The 20,355-nt window shown below is 37.5% G+C and carries 20 protein-coding genes; 7 read left to right on the forward strand and 13 right to left on the reverse strand.

Annotation, left to right across the window (positions count from 1 at the left end):
• Nucleotides 1–46: 46 nt before the first annotated feature.
• Complete coding sequence (gene prfA / locus ACFJGY_RS01270; RefSeq protein WP_034963888.1) at nt 47–1,135, reverse strand: peptide chain release factor 1; 1,089 nt, start codon at nt 1,133–1,135, stop codon at nt 47–49.
• A gap of 290 nt (nt 1,136–1,425) precedes the next feature.
• A complete protein-coding gene (locus ACFJGY_RS01275) occupies nt 1,426–1,701 on the reverse strand; it encodes a hypothetical protein (protein ID WP_379967139.1) in 276 nt (91 codons plus the stop codon).
• Nucleotides 1,702–1,971: 270 nt separating this feature from the next.
• Between ACFJGY_RS01275 and fumC the strand changes: the two genes are divergently transcribed.
• A complete protein-coding gene (fumC, locus tag ACFJGY_RS01280) occupies nt 1,972–3,366 on the forward strand; it encodes a class II fumarate hydratase (protein ID WP_379967142.1) in 1,395 nt (464 codons plus the stop codon).
• 162 nt (nt 3,367–3,528) lie between these two features.
• Here the strand turns inward: fumC and ACFJGY_RS01285 are convergent, their stop codons facing one another.
• Both ACFJGY_RS01285 and ACFJGY_RS01290 read right to left on the reverse strand, forming a co-directional pair.
• A complete protein-coding gene (locus ACFJGY_RS01285; RefSeq protein WP_379967145.1) occupies nt 3,529–4,239 on the reverse strand; it encodes an ABC transporter ATP-binding protein in 711 nt (236 codons plus the stop codon).
• 39 nt (nt 4,240–4,278) lie between these two features.
• The gene (locus ACFJGY_RS01290; protein ID WP_379967148.1) at nt 4,279–5,742 is read right to left on the reverse strand and encodes a DUF5687 family protein; all 1,464 of its coding nucleotides are present in this window, start codon (nt 5,740–5,742) and stop codon (nt 4,279–4,281) included.
• Nucleotides 5,743–5,953: 211 nt separating this feature from the next.
• On the opposite strand from ACFJGY_RS01290, the gene dnaB reads away from it, so the two are divergent.
• On the forward strand, nt 5,954–7,528 hold the full coding sequence (gene dnaB / locus ACFJGY_RS01295) for a replicative DNA helicase (protein WP_379967151.1): 1,575 nt from the start codon (nt 5,954–5,956) through the stop codon (nt 7,526–7,528).
• A 9-nt stretch (nt 7,529–7,537) separates the two neighbouring features.
• A complete protein-coding gene (rnhA, locus tag ACFJGY_RS01300) occupies nt 7,538–8,020 on the forward strand; it encodes a ribonuclease HI (protein WP_379967154.1) in 483 nt (160 codons plus the stop codon).
• A 121-nt stretch (nt 8,021–8,141) separates the two neighbouring features.
• On the opposite strand, the gene ACFJGY_RS01305 is transcribed toward rnhA, so the two are convergent.
• From ACFJGY_RS01305 to ACFJGY_RS01320, 4 genes are all read right to left on the reverse strand, one after another.
• Nucleotides 8,142–8,528 (reverse strand): HU family DNA-binding protein, encoded by a 387-nt coding sequence (locus ACFJGY_RS01305; protein ID WP_379967157.1) that lies wholly within the window; start codon nt 8,526–8,528, stop codon nt 8,142–8,144.
• Between the two features lie 34 nt (nt 8,529–8,562).
• Complete coding sequence (locus ACFJGY_RS01310; RefSeq protein WP_379967160.1) at nt 8,563–10,095, reverse strand: YifB family Mg chelatase-like AAA ATPase; 1,533 nt, start codon at nt 10,093–10,095, stop codon at nt 8,563–8,565.
• Between the two features lie 81 nt (nt 10,096–10,176).
• Nucleotides 10,177–11,256, reverse strand: coding sequence for a mannose-1-phosphate guanylyltransferase (locus ACFJGY_RS01315; RefSeq protein ID WP_379967163.1), 1,080 nt, complete (start codon nt 11,254–11,256; stop codon nt 10,177–10,179).
• Nucleotides 11,243–11,848: a SprT-like domain-containing protein gene (locus ACFJGY_RS01320; RefSeq protein WP_379967166.1), complete on the reverse strand. Its 606-nt coding sequence runs from the start codon at nt 11,846–11,848 to the stop codon at nt 11,243–11,245. The genes ACFJGY_RS01315 and ACFJGY_RS01320 overlap by 14 nt, the downstream gene beginning before the upstream one ends.
• A gap of 129 nt (nt 11,849–11,977) precedes the next feature.
• Between ACFJGY_RS01320 and ACFJGY_RS01325 the strand changes: the two genes are divergently transcribed.
• Nucleotides 11,978–13,624, forward strand: a complete 1,647-nt coding sequence (locus ACFJGY_RS01325) for a sensor histidine kinase (protein WP_379967169.1) — start codon at nt 11,978–11,980, stop codon at nt 13,622–13,624.
• Between the two features lie 3 nt (nt 13,625–13,627).
• Nucleotides 13,628–14,290 (forward strand): response regulator, encoded by a 663-nt coding sequence (locus ACFJGY_RS01330; RefSeq protein ID WP_379967172.1) that lies wholly within the window; start codon nt 13,628–13,630, stop codon nt 14,288–14,290.
• Between the two features lie 150 nt (nt 14,291–14,440).
• Here ACFJGY_RS01330 and ACFJGY_RS01335 read toward each other — a convergent pair whose 3' ends face one another.
• The 5 genes from ACFJGY_RS01335 to ACFJGY_RS01355 form a co-directional block, all read right to left on the reverse strand.
• Complete coding sequence (locus ACFJGY_RS01335; protein WP_379967175.1) at nt 14,441–14,890, reverse strand: GNAT family N-acetyltransferase; 450 nt, start codon at nt 14,888–14,890, stop codon at nt 14,441–14,443.
• Nucleotides 14,883–15,506 (reverse strand): ribosome biogenesis GTP-binding protein YihA/YsxC, encoded by a 624-nt coding sequence (gene yihA, locus ACFJGY_RS01340; protein WP_379967178.1) that lies wholly within the window; start codon nt 15,504–15,506, stop codon nt 14,883–14,885. The genes ACFJGY_RS01335 and yihA overlap by 8 nt, the downstream gene beginning before the upstream one ends.
• A gap of 92 nt (nt 15,507–15,598) precedes the next feature.
• Nucleotides 15,599–16,360: an alpha/beta fold hydrolase gene (locus ACFJGY_RS01345; protein ID WP_379967181.1), complete on the reverse strand. Its 762-nt coding sequence runs from the start codon at nt 16,358–16,360 to the stop codon at nt 15,599–15,601.
• A gap of 82 nt (nt 16,361–16,442) precedes the next feature.
• Nucleotides 16,443–16,835 (reverse strand): hypothetical protein, encoded by a 393-nt coding sequence (locus ACFJGY_RS01350; protein WP_379967184.1) that lies wholly within the window; start codon nt 16,833–16,835, stop codon nt 16,443–16,445.
• A gap of 6 nt (nt 16,836–16,841) precedes the next feature.
• A complete protein-coding gene (locus ACFJGY_RS01355) occupies nt 16,842–18,248 on the reverse strand; it encodes a nucleoside recognition domain-containing protein (protein WP_379967187.1) in 1,407 nt (468 codons plus the stop codon).
• A gap of 431 nt (nt 18,249–18,679) precedes the next feature.
• Here ACFJGY_RS01355 and ACFJGY_RS01360 point away from each other — a divergent pair, with 431 nt between their 5' ends.
• Nucleotides 18,680–19,708: a methionine ABC transporter ATP-binding protein gene (locus tag ACFJGY_RS01360; RefSeq protein ID WP_379967190.1), complete on the forward strand. Its 1,029-nt coding sequence runs from the start codon at nt 18,680–18,682 to the stop codon at nt 19,706–19,708.
• Nucleotides 19,698–20,351, forward strand: a complete 654-nt coding sequence (gene metI / locus ACFJGY_RS01365) for a methionine ABC transporter permease MetI (protein WP_379967193.1) — start codon at nt 19,698–19,700, stop codon at nt 20,349–20,351. The genes ACFJGY_RS01360 and metI overlap by 11 nt, the downstream gene beginning before the upstream one ends.
• Nucleotides 20,352–20,355 lie beyond the last annotated feature (4 nt).

The following is a 20,355-nucleotide window of genomic DNA, read 5'->3' on the forward strand; positions in this document are numbered from 1 at the left end:
AGACTGCAAATGTGCAGTCTTTTTCATTTTATATAAATTGAGAATATTAAGAAATCCCCTCTTCTTCTCCTTTCAATTTCTCAGCATTCTCCGCCATAATTACAGCGTCGATCATCTCAGAAATATCGCCGTTCATATACGCATCCAGATTGTACATCGATTTGTTGATTCTGTGATCTGTCACCCTTCCTTGTGGATAGTTGTACGTTTTGATCTTTGCAGAACGGTCACCGGTAGAAACCATAGATTTACGTTGAGCCGCAATATCACCAACAGATTTCTGAACTTCGATATCATATAATTTGGTACGAAGCATTTCCATTGCCAATTCACGGTTAGCCAGCTGAGAACGCGCTTGCTGACAAACTACCACCATACCAGATGGTTTGTGTGTCAACTGTACTTTCGTCTCAACCTTGTTTACGTTTTGTCCACCAGCTCCACCGGAACGGGATGTTTGCATTTCGATATCTGCAGGATTCAGTTCAAAATCGATTTCTTCAGCTTCTGGTAAAACAGCAATCGTAATCGCAGATGTATGAACACGACCTTGAGATTCTGTCTCCGGAACACGCTGTACACGGTGAACGCCGGATTCAAATTTCATAATTCCGTAAACGCCTTCTCCTTCAACTTTTAAAATTAGTTCTTTGTAACCTTTGGTAGATTCACTGGAATCTGTAATCTCGTGTTTCCAGCCTTTGGTTTTGAAATACATTGCATAGGCTCTGTAAACATCTTCCACGAAAATTGCTGCTTCATCGCCACCTGTTCCGGCACGTAGTTCCACAATCACGTTTTTATCATCAGTTGGATCTTTTGGGATCAAGAGAAATTTAAGTTGCTCTTCATATTCCGGCAATTTATCCATCGCTTCGTACTTCTCCTGCTTTGCCATTTCTACAAATTCTTTGTCAGAACCGTCCGCAATGATTTCGTCAGATTCTGCAATTGTATCAAGTGCTCCTTTATATTCATCGAATACTTTCACAATCTTTCCAAGATCGCTGTATTCTTTGTTGAGAGTGGAATATCTTTTTTGGTCAGTGATCACATCTGGTTGGATGATAAGATCCGCGACCTCATTATATCGTTGTTTTATCGCTTCCAGTTTTGGAATTAATGACTTGGACATATTAAATTTTTAAAGCGCAAAGATACGGAATTAAGATTTAAGTTGGAAGTTGGAAAACGGATGTCAGAAGTTGATTCTATGTAATTTTCTTAAACTACAAAGACACAAAGTTTTTACACAAGGCTCACAAAGCTAAGTTTTTTAGAAACTGAATTTTAATTGTGCTCTTTGTGGATTCCTTCGTGTCTTTGTTGTTAAAAAAATAAAAAATCCACTCTTTAAAAAGAATGGATTTAAATATATATTGTTTCGCTTTGAGTGCAATCTCTCACGAAAAGAAAATTGCCAGATTAATGGTGGTGACCGTGGCCTAATGGTTTTTCACCTGCAGGTCTTTGGTAGATTACTTCTACACCTTCCTGCTCATATAGCTTTTTGTATCTTATTTTTTCCGGATCAAAATTTTTGTTGATCTTTCCGAAATATTCAGCAACACCCTCTGTCAACCAAAGTGGTACGATGAATCCGAAGAACATCAAAATACACCAAAATCCACAAATCATCATTGTGAAGAAATAAATGGTCCAAAGGAATTGGTAAACCGGCCAGAATGCTGATAACATCATAATGCTATATATTTTTAGCAAAAGTAGATGATTTTACCAAAACTCACAAAATTTCTGACTTGATTTTTTTCATTTTGCTGAACTTTTAGTTTTTAGTAATTTCGTAAGGTTGTAAAAATCAATATAAAGTTGATTGGGGAAAGTTTTAAAACAGTCTTTTATCAACCAGCCCCGATTGTAGTGGAAATCCTTTTTGCGAGAGGCTATGCCGAGCAAAAAGATTGTAACGGAAAGCGGGATTAAGCTTCTAAAAATAATAAATATAAAATAATGAGTTTCAGAATCGAAAAAGACACAATGGGCGACGTGCAGGTGCCTGCAGAGAAATTTTGGGGTGCACAGACGGAGCGTTCCAGAAATAATTTCAAAATCGGGCCGGAAGGAAGTATGCCTCGCGAAATCATAGATGCGTTTGCTTACCTGAAGAAAGCTGCGGCATTTACGAATGCAGAATTAGGCGTTCTTGATAATGAAAAAAGAGACCTGATCGGAAAAGTTTGTGATGAAATCCTTGAAGGAAAATTATACGACCAATTTCCACTCGTGATCTGGCAAACAGGCTCTGGAACGCAATCCAATATGAACGTGAACGAGGTTGTAGCTAATAGATCGCACGTTTTGAACGGTGGAAATCTTGGCGAGAAAACTTTGGTTCACCCGAATGATGACGTTAACAAATCCCAGTCTTCCAACGACACTTATCCAACGGCAATGCACATCGCTGCTTACACGAAAGTCGTGAAAGAAACTTTGCCGTCTCTGGAAAAATTGAGAAATACGCTGGACGAAAAAGCGAAAAAGTTTCAAAACATCGTGAAAATCGGAAGAACGCACCTGATGGATGCAACGCCTTTGACGCTTGGACAGGAATTTTCCGGTTATGTTGCGCAATTGGATTATGCGAAAAAAGCGATCAACAATACGCTTGACCATTTAAAAGAATTAGCTTTGGGTGGAACTGCAGTTGGAACCGGACTGAATACACCGAAAGGTTATGACGTTTTGGTGGCGAAATATATTGCAGATTTCACCGGACTTCCTTTTGTTACCGCTCCGAATAAATTCGAGGCTTTGGCAGCACACGACGGCATTGTTGAATCTCACGGTGCTTTGAAACAACTGGCGGTTTCTCTTTACAAAATTGCTCAGGACATCAGATTATTGGCTTCCGGACCAAGATCCGGAATCGGTGAAATTCATATCCCTGAGAATGAGCCAGGCTCATCAATTATGCCAGGAAAAGTGAATCCTACTCAAAACGAAGCTTTGACAATGGTTTGCGCGCAAGTTCTTGGAAACGATACGACGATTTCTTTCGCAGGAACTCAGGGAAATTATGAGCTTAATGTTTTCAAACCAGTAATGGCATATAACTTCTTACAATCTGCACAATTATTAGCTGATGCGATGGTTTCTTTCAATGATCATTGTGCGGTTGGAATCGAACCAAACGAACCTAGAATCAAGGAATTGGTTGACAAATCTTTGATGCTGGTTACTGCTCTTAACACACACATCGGTTACGAAAATGCGGCGAAAATTGCAAAAACTGCTCATAAAAACGGAACAACTTTGAAAGAAGAAGCTGTGAATCTTGGACTTTTGACAGCAGAACAATTCGACGAATGGGTGAAACCGGAAGATATGGTTGGAAGCTTGAAATAAATTATAAACTTAAAATCTTTATGCATACAAAAACTCCAGAGAACTTCTTTGGAGTTTTTTATATCAGAAAGTTTCGCTCCTACGGAGCTCAAATCCATAATTGCTGTTTTTGCTACAAACGTTACGCTCCTACGGAGCTTTTTAAAACTTTATTTTAGGATCTTAAACAACAGAAACCTGATCTGCAAAATATTGCTCAAGATCTCTTAGCGTTTCCGGAGAAGTTTCAATATCTCTTACCAATTCACCTTTGTTGATGACCACAATTCTTTCACAGACTTCGGTGGTGTGAGCCAAATCGTGGCTGGAAATTAGAAATGTGGAATCGGAATTCTTTGACCAGTCTCTAATTAAATTTTTGAGTTTGATCTGTGTTGAAGGATCCAGGTTGGCAAATGGCTCATCAAGGATGATGATCTGAGGCGTTCCAATTAACGCGCCGATGATCCCGACCTTTTTCATATTTCCTTTGGAAAGGTCGCGGATGTATTTTTTGGCGTTCAGGATTTCGCCGTTGAAGAAATCGTTGAAGTTTTTCAGGAATTCGTCCACGTTGGCTTTGGTTTGTCCCCGCAATTCGCCGAGGAAATAGAAATATTCTTCGGGCGTGAGATATCCGATTAGAAAAGTCTCATCAATAAAAGCACCGACTTTATTTTTCCAGTTTTCGGACTCATTGACTTTTTCTTGCTCTATGGAAACGAAACCGGAAGTCGGTTCTATCAAATCTAAAATTAAACTGAACAGAGTGGTTTTCCCTGCACCGTTGTTCCCAACCAGGCCAATGGTTTGACCTTTCTGAAAATCAAGATTTTCGATGCTTAATACTTTTTTGTTTTCGTAAACTTTGGAGAGGTTATTTATTGTGATCATTTTTTTTAGAGATTAGAAGTGAGAGTTTAGATGTTAGATTTAATTTCCTTTGAAGGCTTTGATGGTGGAATATTTTTCCTTTTTGTAAAGTTTGACAATGAAATCAAAGAATTTTTCTCTGAAAACAAAGCCAATCAATCCCAAAGCAGCCAGGCTCGCAACCGCGGCTGCCGTTCCGAAGAAGTATTTTGTTCCTGCGAAAACAGCCATTGGCAAAAGCATTTGTGGCATAATCAGCAAGATGTTTTTGAAACTAAAATTGTTTTTCTTACCTAAAGATTTTCCCCTGGAATTAAGATCGACAGGATTTTTATTGAAAGCTCCAGATAGCAGAACAATCTGGGAGTTGACCCCGATATTATAAAGTCCACCGGCGAGAAATGTAAAATATAATTCCCAGCTTACAAACGCATAAGCCACCGCCAAAACCATACTCACGCCAACTGCGCTGACTATTAGCCACCATTTTGCCTTCAGATATTCTTTGTAAGGCACATTCAAAGTCATCATCAATGGATAGTAAGAACTGTCGAACGACGGCACTCTCTGCCCGAACATAAACAAGAATCCGCCAGTCACAAAAAGCCCCATAAACAGTTGCATATAAGCGGTTTTGTAAGTCGGGGAACTGAATAAAAGCAATCCGTAAAACAAGAACAAGAAACTTCCCAAAGCGATCGATTTTGCAGCTTTGCTACGTTTGATCATTCTAATGTCATTATTGATGAATGTTCCGAGGACGCCATATTTATTAAGGAATTGGATGCTTTCTGTCTTGCCAACTTCCTGTTTCATTTCCAAACCTTTGTCAAGGTAAAAATTTTCTTTGATGAATTTTTTAACAATGAAGAATCCTGTTAACATTAATATTATTGGAATAATAATCGTCCACCAATGATGATAAAATTTAATAAAAACCGATTCCGAAAACGATGATAAAGAAATGATCTTGTAATAGTCTAAGCCTATAAACGCCATCAAAAGTGCACCTATGATCCAGACAACCAAATCTTTTCCATTGAGAAGAATGTTAAGAAAATTGCTGCAGAAACTTAAAATGATAATCGAAAATATCCAGGCAAAACTTCCCACAACAGAATGGTCGTTGTAAAGCAAAATCCCTAAAAGCGGAATATAAATGAAAAGCCCGCCCCAACTGAAAAACGATGAAAAGGTTTTCCCAATCATATAATTGACGAGCGCGTTTTTTCTGATGTTCATCGTCAGAAAAGGTTTGATATTCTGAGTTGGCATCTGTTGGAAAAAATATCTGAGGAAAAGATCGGCTACTAACCAGTAAATTAAATACCCGCTGATGAAAGAAACCGGATCAATATGCAATTCTTTCTTTGGGAAATAATAAGCTCCGAAAGCGATAAAGACAAACATTGCCAAAAAATACAACATTCCCAAAAGCTGGAAAATCTTGACAACGATATTAGCCGCCAAAGAACTGGATCTGAAAAAACTTTTGAATTCTAGCTTGATAAACCGTTGTAGCATAAGAGGATATTTTGGTTAAATTTAAGGAAATTTAGAATTTGATAATGTTTCTATGTATTAAGTTCAATTTTTCTTTGAAATGTTACAGAAAATCTAAGAATATTAATTTACTAACAATAAGATTCTTTTGAATAAAGGATTTCTATTAATTGTTAATAATTTTGTTAGCATCTTGATTCTGTCAAAATTCTAAAAAAACTATCTTTGTAGAATGGCACAGAAGGATACATTATCATCTCTTACGCATGGTAATTTTGCAAAGGAACTCTCTATTTCGGATGGCAAAATGCCGCCAAATGCATTAGATTTTGAAAAATTAGTGATCGGAACTTTTCTTATTGACAGAAAAGGGCTCGACCATTCTATAGACTTATTGACAGCGGAAGTTTTCTACGACCCAAGACATCAAACGATTTTTGCAGCAATCTTAAAATTGTATGAAAGCAATTCTCCTATTGACCTTATGACTGTCATTCAGGAACTTAAAAGAACTGAAAAACTGAATCTTGGCGGTGGCGACCATTACATCATTGACTTGACGATGGGCGTCAGTTCATCTGCTCACATCGAATATCACGTTAGAGTAATTCTTGAAAAATATATTCTTCGTTCATTAATCAACGTTTCTGCAAATGTGATCGACAGTTCTTACAAAGAAACGACCGATGTTTTTGAATTGCTCGATAAAGCAGAACAATCGTTCTTCGAAATTACCAACGGAACCATCAAGAAAGGTTTTGACACCGCTAATTCATTGGTAAAAGAAGCGATAGACAAGATCAAATCTCTTAAAGATAAAGAAGGTCTGTCCGGTATTCCGTCAGGATTTTCTGCTTTGGACAAAGAAACCGGAGGCTGGCAAAACTCAGATCTTATCATCATTGCGGCAAGACCGGCGATGGGGAAAACAGCCTTTATCTTATCAATGGCGAGAAACATTTGTGTGGATCATCAGATTCCGATGGCGCTATTCTCTCTGGAGATGGCCTCTGTTCAGTTGATTACAAGAATGATCTCTTCCGAAACCGGAATTTCATCAGAGAAATTGAGAAAAGGACAAATGGCAGATGAAGAGTGGCAAAGACTGTTTACGAACGTTTCTGCTCTGGAAAATGCGCCGCTTTATATCGACGAAACACCTTCACTTTCCATCTTTGATTTCCGTGCGAAATGCCGACGACTGGTAATGCAGCACGGTGTAAAGATCATTATGGTCGATTACCTTCAGCTGATGACTGCCAACTCCGGAAAAGGTGCGGGAAACCGTGAGCAGGAAATTGCGATGATCTCCAGATCTTTGAAGGCCATTGCAAAAGAACTTAACGTGCCTGTGATTGCACTTTCCCAGTTATCCAGAAGTGTGGAAACACGTCCGGGGAAACGTCCAATGCTTTCTGATCTCCGTGAATCCGGAGCCATTGAGCAGGATGCGGATATCGTTTCCTTCATCTTCCGCCCGGAATATTATAAGATCGCAGTTTGGGATAATGATGAGGAAGGTGCAGAAACAAGTACAGAAAACCAAGCTGAGATCATTATTGCAAAACACAGAAATGGTGCTACAGCAGACGTCCGACTGGCTTTCCACAAGAACATCGGTAAGTTTGCAGATCTCGGAACCAATTACGAATACACGCCTTCCAACTTCGGGCAGAAAGATGAACCTTCAGGTTTTGACAGAATTACGATCACGAGTGATCCACATTCTGCTTTTGGAATTCCGAACAACAATCAGGTGTCCGGCTCTGCGATGAATGATGATGACGATGACAGCATGCCTTTCTAATTTTTTGTTTTGAGTTTAAAAGTCGAAATCTTTACAGACGGCGCCTGCAGCGGAAATCCCGGACCAGGCGGTTACGGCATCCTGATGCGTGTCCCCGAAAAAAAATATCAGAAAACCTACTCCAAAGGCTTCCGGAAAACCACCAACAACCGTATGGAACTGATGGCAGTAATTGTTGCATTAAGCAATCTAAGAACTTCTGACAATGAGGTACACATCTTCACCGACAGCAAATATGTTGCAGACGCCATCAATCAAAAATGGATCTATGGCTGGATCAAACGTGGTTGGAAAAATGTGAAAAACCCCGACCTTTGGAAAGAATTTTACACTTTGTATCAACTTCACAATCCAAAATTCCATTGGATCAAAGGCCACGCCGGACATCCTGAAAATGAGATTTGTGATCAATTGGCTGTTGCCGCAGCGAAGTCTGGGAAATTGGACATTGATACTTTTTTCGAGAATCAGAATGAAGGCGGATTGTTTTAAGTTATGCCGTTCTAGTGTTGTTTTTCAAATTTATCACACTACATTTCATCAGACGGGAAGCTACTCACAACAAAATGAGAAGCTACTCATGATGGATCTGGAAGCATCATATTATATCAAATCAAGCTTTCTTTCTGAAATTTATTCCTTTGAGGGCTTCCAAAATACGTTTACCAGGACGGTAGATTGTCTTTACACTTTTGATATTTGCCGCTGTAAAATCTTCTTCATTGTCCACACCTTCCGTGGATAATGACGGATAGAAACTTCCCAAGACATCGAGACGGATGATTTTTCCATTGGTAATTTCTTCCTTGATCACATTTTCCAAAGAGACAATGATTCCCCGTATATCTGGTTCGGAAAAGGAGGAAAACTTTTCAATCTTTTTGACCAGATCATCTAACGTTAACTCTTCATCCAAAACAGCATTCGCATACCATTTCTTCACTCCGCCACCTGCAACACCTGGTTGTGGCTTTTGATATAATTTGTAATGTATGGACATAATAGAAATATGTAAGGCTATTATTTAATAAGATTTAAACACTCCAAAAATCACGATCGAGGCTTCTGTATTGTATCGCCTCCGAAATATGATCGCCTTGGATATTTTCAGAATTTTCCAGATCGGCAATCGTTCTCGCAACTTTCAGAATTCTACTGTAGGCTCTTGCGGAAAGATTGAGTTTCAGCATGGCAGCTTTTATTAATAACTGAGAATACTCGTCCAGTTCGCAATGTTTTTCCATTTCTTTTGATCCCATTTGGGCATTATAGCTGATGTCGGAATCTTTATATCTCTCATTCTGAATATCTCTTGCTTTATTGACACGGGCTCTAATGCTTGCGCTGCTTTCACCTTTTTTCTTTTCCGTCAGTTGCTCATATTCTACCTTCGAAACTTCGATGTGAATATCGATTCTGTCCAAAAGTGGTCCGGATAATTTGTTCATATAGCGCTGCATTTCCATTGTAGATGAAGTATTGTTGGGATCATCGGGGAAGTAGCCGCTTGGACTCGGGTTCATACTTGCGACAAGCATAAAACTTGCCGGATATTCTATGGTGAATTTAGCCCGAGAAATGGTAACGACTCTGTCTTCCAACGGCTGTCTCATCACCTCCAATACAGTTCTTTTGAATTCGGGCATCTCATCAAGAAAAAGAACACCGTTGTGAGCGAGGGAAATCTCACCTGGCTGAGGATAACTGCCACCTCCGACCAATGCGACATCCGAAATCGTATGGTGTGGCGCACGAAAGGGTCTGATTGTTATTAATGAAGTTTCGGCACCCATTTTACCTGCCACCGAATGGATCTTTGTGGTTTCTAAAGATTCTTTGAGACTGAGTGTCGGCAAAATACTTGGCAACCGTTTGGCGATCATTGTTTTTCCGCTTCCGGGAGAACCAATCAGGATAATATTATGACCGCCAGCTGCGGCAACTTCCATGGCCCGTTTGGTTGCTTCCTGACCTTTAACCTCATCAAAATCAAATGGGAAGTTATCTATCTTATCCTGAAATTCTTTTCTGGTATCGATCTCAAATTTTTCTAACTCACCGTCTTCATTAAAGAAATCTATGATCTCCTTGATATTGTCAATCCCATAAACATCTAATTGATTTACGATTGCGGCTTCTCTTGCATTTTTTTTCGGAAGAATGATGCCTTTGAAACCATCTTCTCTCGCTTTTATTGCAATTGGCAAAACACCTCTTATGGGTTGCAAACTACCATCAAGAGACAGTTCTCCCATAATAATATAGTCGCTGATAGTTTCATATTTGATCAGATCAGAAGCGGCTAAAATCCCTAAAGCAAGACTCAGATCATAAGCCGCACCTTCTTTCCGGAGATCGGCCGGAGCCATATTGATGGTAATCTTCTTCCCCGGAATTTTGAATCCGGAATTTTTAAGTGCTGCGGAAATCCGGTAGCTGCTTTCTTTGATAGCATTATCAGGAAGACCAACAAGATGATAGCCTACGCCCTGATCGACATTAACTTCTATGGTAATAATCTGTGCAGAAACGCCGTGGATAGCTGCACCGTAAATTTTGACAAGCATTTGTGTTTTGTTTTGTCAAAAATAAAAAAAACTCTTTGATGTAAACCAAAGAGTTAAATGTTTTTTAAAGAATTAATTATATTATATAAATCGTTCTCCTTTTTTCAGGTTTTTCAGATCCAGAACATAGTCTTTAATGAGTTGATCATTGTCCCTTGGACAGATAAGCAATGCTTTTTCTGTATCCACAATAATATAATTTTTTAAACCATCTATCACTGCTGCTTTGTTTTGGTTTTTGATCCTGATCACATTACCATTGGAGTTATAAGTCAGAACATTTTTCGAACTTATGGCGTTGTTATCATCGTTCTTATTTGCATTGGCATAAACCGAAGACCACGTTCCCAAATCACTCCAGCCAAGATTAGCCGGGATAACATACACGTTATTTGCTTTTTCTAAAATTCCGTTGTCAATAGATATTTTGCTGACAGTTGGATAAATCTGGTCTATGCATTCCTTTTCTGCTGCACAGTTGAACTCACAGTTGTTAAACTGATTTGTCATTTCCGGAAGGTACTTTTTAAACGCAGCAAGAATACTTTTTGTACTCCATATAAAAATACCGGCATTCCAGAGAAAATCACCAGATTCGATAAAGCTTTTTGCAATGTCAAGGTCTGGTTTTTCCGTAAATGTTTTTACTTTGGAATAGTCCTCATTATTTTCCTGAATAAACTGAATATAACCATAACCTGTATCCGGTCTGGATGGTGTAATCCCCAGTGTAACCAGATAATCATTGTTTGAAGTAATCTCAAAAGCTAATTCTACTTTCTCCAGAAACGCCTTTTCTTTCAGGATCAGATGGTCGGCAGGCATTACAATAATATTGGCATTTGGATTTACATTTTCAATCTTTTTAGCCATATACAGATTGCAGGCAGAAGTATTTTTCATTGCAGGCTCTCCTACAATATTTTCAACTGGAATTTCTGGCAATTGCTGTTGGCTGAGTCCTACATATTCCTGATTCGTAATAACATATATATTTTCTGTCGGGATTAATTGACTGATTCTGTCAAAGGTCTGCTGGATCATTGTTCTCCCGGTTCCTAGGATATCGTGAAATTGTTTTGGTAATTTCTGAGTACTCATTGGCCAGAATCGGCTTCCGATTCCACCGGCCATTATTACACAGTAGTTATTTTTGTTCATCTATTGTTAGTTTTTCGACCTTTGCGAGAGGACGGAATAAATATTTTTTCGAATTTTTTGAATTGATGCAAAGATATAACTTTTTCTTTTTTTCCAACAGCCGATATTCTTCCTCTTTATAACGAAATCTATCATTAATTAACAAATCCTCAATAAAAACAAAATTGTCCTCAGGATTTTCTATATGGAAATATCGCACAAGTTCCGGACTCGCCATAAAATTTGCTTTTGGGTTTTTTGAGAAATTTATAATAATGGGTCTAAGATCTGGTGTATAGATATCAATACTATCTAAAAGCATTTCTCTAAAAGTGTCTTTCCATTCTTTTCCGTGGGCACTGATCCTGTTTTTGAATTTCTCAAATGCAATAAGGTGAGCCAACTCATGGGTCAAAACAAAAAAGAAAAGCTGTCTGTCAAGCGTAGAATTTACTGTAATCTGATGAGATTTGTCCGGTAATTTTCTATAATCTCCTAGCTTACTATTCCTATTTTTGGTAATTTTAATATGAATATAATAATCCGAAAACCATTTTTTGAGAAAAGGAAAAGTGTTCTCCGGAAGATACTGTTCTAAAGTACTGATTGACATTGAAATATTCGAACTTTCAACAAAAATAATCATTCAGAATCATTTTATGTTTAATTAATAGTCATTTATTCTCTTTTTTCTTAAATTTCGGATAAATTGTAAAATTTGTACAAATCTATAATTTGTTTTTTGTTATTGATTTTAATTGGATGCTCTAAAAAAGAAGCTGCTCATCAATTAACGACAAAAAAACAAACCAATCCTTTTTACGAAAAAGCTTTTGTCTTTATTGATAAAGATCTGGACAGCGCATTTTATTATCTCAGTAAAGGAAAAGATTTATATCAAAAGAGGAACGATAGTTTTGGCTTAGGTAAAAGCTTTATGAATATGGCTATCGTTCAGGAAAACGCCGGCGACAACTTTGGAAGTATAGAGACCAGCCTGGTTGCGACCAAATTTCTAAAAGAAAAAGACACCGCTCATCACGCCGTACTTTTTTGCAATTATAACAATCTGGGCGTAGCTTCCTGCAATATGAAAAACTATACAGATGCAAAGCGCTTCTATGACAAAGCTTTTCTTTTTACGAAAGATCCTGTTGATAAGATGATGCTCGCAAACAATATTGCCATCGTATTTCATGACGAGAAACAATACGGAAAAGCTGTTTCAATCTACCAAAAATTACTGGACAGCATTGGCTCTAAGAGTGAATTCTATCCAAAGCTTTTACTGAATTTTTCTCGATCAAAGTGGTTTGCAGATCAAAATTATAATCCCGTAAGCAATTATCTGTTAGCTGAAAAGCTGAGCAAAAACTTCGATGATGAATGGACAAAAGATGCTGCATACGCCTATTTATCTGCCTATTACTTAAATAGACATGCCGATTCTGCCAGATTGTACTCTATCAAAATGCTGGAACTTGCCAAAAAATTAAAATATCCTGCTGACCAATTAGAAGCTTTGCAAAATCTGATAAGAATATCGGATCGTAGAGGGTCTCAAAAATATTTTGAAGAATATTCCAGGATCCAAGATAGTTTGGTGAATGCTCAGAATAAAGCGAAAAATCAGTTTGCGCTGATCCGTTTTGAAAGCGAAAAATCAAAAGCAGAGAATTTGAACCTCCAAAAAGAAAAAACGCTTAATGAGTACAAGATGCTGCAGCAAAAAGTGATGTTTTGGTCTGTCATTGTTCTAATTCTTATTTTTGCTGTTTTCGTTTTTCTTTGGATCAAAAGAAAACGCCAAAAACTGATTTCGCAAGCCAAAAACAGCCTACAAGAACAACGTTTGGATTTTTCCAAAAAAGTGCACGATGTGGTTGCCAACGGGATATACGAAGTAATGACAACTATTGAAAACCAAAAAGATCTGCCAAAAGAAAAAATCCTGGATAAGCTGGAACTGATGTACGAAAAATCCCGGGATCTCTCTTATGATAATAATCTGCAGCAGGAATTCAACGAAAGGATTTTTGGGCTGATAAGTTCCTTTGATAATGAAACTACTAAAATCATCATCGTCGGGAACGATCCTGATTTTTGGGAATCTGTTACTATTGATTCAAAAGAAGAACTGTTACAGATCATCCGGGAACTGCTTGTCAACATGAAAAAACACAGCCAGGCTAGTCAGGTGATTCTAAGATTTATAAAAGCAAATAATTTTCGGGAGATCAAATATATAGATAATGGAATTGGACTTATGGAAGATTTTGTCGCCAAAAATGGATTCTTAAATATGAGATCACGGTTAAAAAAAATGAATGGAAGGCTGGAAATTTCAGAAGACAATTCCGGTGGATTAAAATTATCAATCAAATTTTAGAAAATGTTCAGTAAAATATTAATTGCAGAAGATCACGAGAGCAGTAATTTTTCTGTGCAGAAAGTTTTGGAGGAACTGAGAATCACAAACGTAGATCATGTCTATTACTGTGATGATGCGTTTTCTTATCTAAAAAAATCGTTGGAATTTGTACCTTATGAAGTGTTGATTACTGATCTTTCTTTTGAAGAAGATCACAGGAAACAACTTATAAAAAATGGTCGTGAACTGATCAAATCTTGCCGGGATCTTTATCCGGAGCTAAAAGTAATTGTCTTTTCTGCAGAGCACAGATTGGGAGTTATTGACCTGCTATTCAGCGAATTGAATATAAATGCATTTGTAAGAAAGGCACGCTCGGACTCTAAGGAACTGAAAAAAGCAATTGAAGCAATTTACAATAACGAAACCTATATCTCTCACGACCTCAAACTTCCTGTCAAAAGTATAAACACGCTGGAGTTCAGCAATTATGATATCATTCTCCTTCAATTATTATCTGACGGGATATTGCAAAAAAACATTCCTCAAATCCTTCAGGAAAGAGATATCCATCCAAATAGCCTGAGCAGTGTCGAAAAAAGGATGAATGCGATGAAGCTTGCATTGACCGCGAAAAACAACGAACAACTGATCGCTTATTGTAAAGATTTAGGAATAATTTAGAAATATTTTAATATTTTTTCTGCTTTTACGGTTTCCCGTAAGGAAATATGAAATTATGTGTCTAATTTTGCCACAGATTAATAACCGTAAGAACACAGACTTAAGAAACTTCATTTCCAAAATAGCCTAAAGTTTTGCTTTAGGCTATTTTTATTTTCTAAACATTTCTGTATGAGGAATATTGTCTTCAAGGTATTTTTTTCCAGTATCCTGAAATCCGAAATCAGAATAGAATTTTAACAGATAATCCTGAGCAGAAATCCGGACTTCCGAAGTTCCCAACCGGTTTTCTATGATTTCCAGAGCATATTTTATCAATTGTTTTCCAAGTCCTGTTCCTCTTCCTTTTTCCGTCGTTACAACCCTGCCAATAGAGGTTTCCGGATATTTGATACCTTTGTCAAAAATTCTGCAATAAGCTAAAACTTCATTATCTTTTTCTGCCCAAAGATGAATGGCTTTTTGATCATAATCGTCCAGATCGGGATAAGGGCAATCCTGTTCTACCACAAAAACATCGACTCTGGCTTTGATAATCTGGTAAAGTTCTGTTGTAGTAAGTTCGGAAAACGTTTTAATTTTCCAATCCGCATTAATCATCGAATCGTACTTTATTTTTGATCAGAAACTGATTGGTTTCTGAGATAAATTTCAGAATATTATCCGTTCCCATTTTCTTCTCAGCAGAAGTAACATAGATTTCCGGCAGATCTTCCCAGGTTTTCAGCAGCTCAGTTTTATAAGCTTCCACGTTTCTGTCGGCTCCGCCCGGTTTCATTTTATCTGCTTTTGTGAAAACAATGGAAAAAGGAACGCTGCTTTCGCCACACCACTGCATAAATTCCAGATCTATTTTCTGAGGAGCAAGACGCGTATCAATCAGGACAAAAAGGTTGACAAGGTTTTGTCTGTTCAGAATATAATTGGTAATTAACTTTTCAAAATCTTTTCTAAGGCTTTTGGAAACTTTTGCATAACCATATCCCGGTAAATCCGTCAGAAACCAGCTTTCATTAACCAAAAAATGATTGATGAGTTGTGTTTTTCCTGGCGTTTGGGATGTTTTTGCAAGATCTTTGTGATTCATCATTGCATTGATGAGAGATGACTTCCCAACATTGGAACGTCCTATGAAAGCATATTCCGGCATCTTTGGTTCGGGACAATCCTGCCATTTCTGGCTGCTTTTTACAAATTCTGCGGTTTTAATTACCATTTTGATATCATATAAAACCATTAAGAGATCAAATTATTTTAATGAAAAACTCAATGTCTTAATGGTTTTAATTTATTTAATAAAATATTATTTTATATTACTCTCTTCAGCCAACTGTAGAGAATTTCATTGAACTCGTCCGGCTTTTCCATCATCGCAGCGTGGCCGCATTTTTCTATCCAATACAGTTCTGAGTTGATGATAAATTTGTGCATATCTTCTGCAACTTCCGGTGGCGTAACATTATCCTGTCTTCCCCAGATGATGCAAGTCGGGCAGGTGATTTTCGGAAGATCATTCAGCATATTGTGTTTGATGGCACTTCTCGCAAGCATTACGGTTTTGATGCCTTTCATTCTGTCATTCACAACTGCAAATACCTCATCTACAAGCTCATCTGTCGCAACAATCGGGTCATAAAAAACCTCCTGTGTTTTTTTCTTGATATATTCTTTATCACTTTTTCTGGGAAAGCTGTCTCCAAAAGTTCTCTCGTACAAGCCTGAACTGCCAGTTAAAACCAAATTTTTAACCAATTCCGGGCGGGAAATCGTAAGGATCAAACCTATATGTCCGCCCATAGAATTACCAACAATGGTCACCGGTTTTCCGATAACATCAGTAATAAACTTAGCTACAAATTTCGAAATCGAAGTAAGATTGGTATTAAGGATAGGCAAATCGTAAATTGGCAACTGTGGAACAATAACACGATACCCCTTATCCGCGAAAAAGTTAATCATCTTATCGAAGTTGCTCAACCCTCCCATCAAACCATGCAAAAGCACCATTGGATGACCTTCACCCGCTTCCACATAAGTGTATTTCGTGTCCTTTTTAGTTTTAAAAATCATAATGCTCTCTCGATAACGCGCCAAAAATACAAATAAAAGAATTATTTTTTATTTTAATCCTACTAAAGTGGTCAATTTTAATTTATTTTAACACACTAATTAATTCATTGATGCGGTTGATGATTGGCATTGCGAATATCCCGCTGGTTTGCAGATAAAGTTCATAAAAAGTTTTTGCTTTTTCTGCAAAATCAACCTTAGCCTCTGTCCGAAAATGAAACATAAAAACATTGCCAAGCATCTCGTAGTAATCTGCGTGATCTTTAGATTCCCGAAGCTTTACCATTTCTATAATCTCCTCTTTTGATTTTAATGAGACTTCAGTAAAATCCATTTTGAAAATATCCTTCATCAGAGAATCGAAATCCAATTCTTTCTGCATCAGACTTTCTTCCGGTTTTCCGAGAAGTAATTTTTCCAAGGCTTGTGTGAGTTGTCTTATTAATCTTAATGTAAAATCTTTATCCTGAATCATAATTTCTTATCCAAAAAATAAATACGCCAGTATTATCGAAACTACAACACCGACAAGATCTGCCAACAACATCGATCCAATTGCATATCGTGTATTCTTAATCCCAACTGAACCAAAATAGACAGCAACTACATAAAAAGTAGTATCAGAACTGCCTTGGAGAATAGCTGACAATCTTCCGGGAAAACTATCTGCCCCGAAAGTGTTCATTGTATCCACCATCATTCCTCGTGCTCCGGATCCTGACAATGGCCTGATAAGCGCAGTTGGCAGTCCGTCCACAAATCTTGTATCCAGATTAGATGCATTTGCAATCCATTTCATTCCGTCTATAATTACATCAAAAACGCCGCTTGTTCTTAATAGAGAGATTGCTATCAACATTCCTACCAAATAAGGAATTATCTTTATACAAACCGTAAAACCCTCTTTTGCACCGTCTATAAAAGCATCGAAAATATTAATTTTTTTGTAAACTGCTCCCAAAACAATAGCCAGAAAAATCAACAGGATAATACCGTTGCTTAATACTTTACTGAAAGAATCCAGTTCCTCTTTACTTAATTTGACCAAATATATTACCAGCAAAGCTATAACTGCGGAAATACCTCCTACATAAGCCAAAATAACTGGTTGAAACAGATTAATTTTTTGTCTGATCGCAACTATTGTCATTGCTGCCAACGTTGCACAAAATGTTGCAATCATACATGGTAAAAAAATATCTGTTGGTGTTTGTGACGGTATTTTGGCCGATGCACGTATTGCGATTATTGTAACCGGAATCAATGTAAGTCCGCTGGCGTGCAGGCATAGAAACATAATTTGAGCGTTGCTTGCTTTGTCTTTATCAGGATTAAGGGTTTGAAGGCTTTCCATTGCTTTGAGTCCGAATGGTGTGGCAGCGTTGTCGAGTCCTAATAAATTGGCACTGAAATTCAGCATCATATGTCCGAATGAAGGATGGTTTTTTGGAATGTCAGGAAATAGTTTTGAGAAAAATGGCTGAATCATTCGGCTAAGGAAATTGATGCCGCTAGCTTTTTCGGCGATGCTCATAAAACCCATAAAAAGTGCCATAATTCCAATCAGTTTCAGGCAGATGTTTACGGCTGTCTCACTGGTACCGATGACGCCATCGGTTTCTGCAACTCTGTAAATATTCACGTTTTGAAGGGAATCCATTTTGTAATGAATGTGATTTTCTTCAAAATCGGGAGTCGCCTGCAAAGATCTCTGAATATCAGGAGAAAATTGGGCCAATGGTTTTTGAGAAATCTGGATTGTGTCGCCGCCTTTTCCCACAACCATATCGTTGAAGATCTGATTGTAATTCTCGGAACTGAAATATTTTATGGACGCAACCGCAATGGCGATGATGATGAAGGCCGACCAAATCCTGCTTAGAACCATTCTGGAAATTAATTTCAGTAAATGTAAGAAAAATGATAATAGATTTTAGGAGTTGGGCTTTAGAAATTATTTAAAGTATTAGACACAATATTGTCATTCTGTAAGGAATCTAAGCAAACATTGTAGAAATCATTTTAGTTGAGATTCCTAGGGAATGACAACATTATGGTTTTATACTTCTTAAATTTTTATTTACCACTCAGTTTTTAAAACTGATTTTTGTCATAAATCCAAATTATACTTGTTTAGTATGAATTGAATTTATACCTTTGCGGAGGCTTTTTTTAACACTATCAATGTTGAAATTTTGTTTTGTTTGTTGCAGTAATATATTTCTGAGAGATATAATGATGTAGAGGATAGTGTGTTTATTTCGAAAACCTTTCATAATCCCATTTGAAAGGTTTTTTATTTTAATTAATTGATAAAAAATGATAGAACTTTTAAACGTTACCAAAAGTTTTAAGACCAAAAATAAAACGATCCAGGCTTTGGCAGACGTTTCTTTGACGGTGGAAAAAGGCGAGATCTTTGGTGTCATCGGAACTTCCGGTGCCGGAAAAAGTACGCTCATCCGTTGCGTAAATCTCCTCGAAAAACCGAATGACGGTAAAGTAATTGTTGACAATATTGAATTGACCAAACTTTCTGATTCTCAACTGACGTTGGAACGAAGAAAGATTGCAATGATCTTCCAGCATTTCAATTTGTTATCTTCACGAACGGTTTTTGAAAACATTGCTTTTCCTCTGGAACTGGAAGGAAAATCTAAGTCTGAGATTAAGGAAAAAGTAAATAGTCTTCTGGAACTTGTTGGATTGAATGACAAAGCAAAAGATTATCCCGCCAATCTTTCCGGTGGACAAAAACAAAGAGTGGCGATTGCAAGAGCGTTGGCAAACGACCCGAAAGTTCTGCTTTGTGACGAGGCGACAAGTGCTTTGGATCCAGCAACCACAAAATCGATTTTGAAATTGCTGAAATCCATTAATCAAAAACTGAATTTGACCATCCTTCTGATCACGCACGAAATGGAAGTCATCAAAACGATCTGCGATAAAGTAGCGGTCATTGATCACGGAAAATTGGTGGAACAGGGCAATATTGAACAGATTTTCACCAATCCGCAAGAGGAAATTACCAAAGGATTTATCCAGTCTTCTTTGAATGTGGAATTGCCTTTGGTTTACCAAAATTCTCTCAGCAAAATCGATAACGGAAATAATAATCCATTGGTGAAATTTATGCTTACAGGAAGTAATGACCAGAGTTTTGTGATCAGTAATTTGTTTGAAAAATTTCAGGTTAAAGCAAAGGTAATCAGCGCTCAATTGGAATATGTAGGCAATCTGAGTTTCGGGGTTTTACTTGTGGAATTGCAAGGTGAAAACATCAACGAGGCTTTGGCTTATTTGGAAAATGAATATTCTAACACAGAAATTTTAGGTTATGTCGGATAGTATTATCAATTTGTTATTTCAGGGGACAATAGAGACGATCGTGATGACCTTGGTTTCCGGATTTTTTGGATTTATTTTGGGATTGCCAACTGGAATATTTTTATTTCTCACGAGAAAAGGCCAATTGCTGGAGAATAAAGTTTCTCATCAAATTGTTTCTGTGATAGTTAATATTTTCCGTTCGATTCCTTTTATTATTTTGATTGTCTGGATGATTCCGTTTACGAGAACGATTGTAGGAACTTCCATTGGTGTTGCGGCAGCTTTGGTTCCTCTGAGTGTTGGTTCCGCACCATTTATTGCACGATTGGTAGAAAACAGTTTGCTGGAAATCCCGTCAGGATTGATAGAAGCTGCAAGATCGATGGGCGCAAAACCTCTTCAGATCATCAGAAAAGTTCTTTTGCCGGAAGCATTGCCTTCACTTATCAATAATGTCAGTATTACATTGATTACGCTTGTCGGTTATTCTGCAATGGGTGGCGCAGTTGGTGCCGGCGGATTGGGACAGGTCGGATATCAATACGGATATATCGGCTACGATTTTGCGGTGATGAATGCCGTTTTAGTTTTACTGATAATTCTTGTATTCATCATTCAGATTGCAGGAGATTTCCTATCAAAAAAGTTCAATCACAGATAAAAAA

It is taken from the genome of Epilithonimonas sp. UC225_85 (assembly GCF_042695135.1).
Lineage (GTDB): Bacteria > Bacteroidota > Bacteroidia > Flavobacteriales > Weeksellaceae > Epilithonimonas.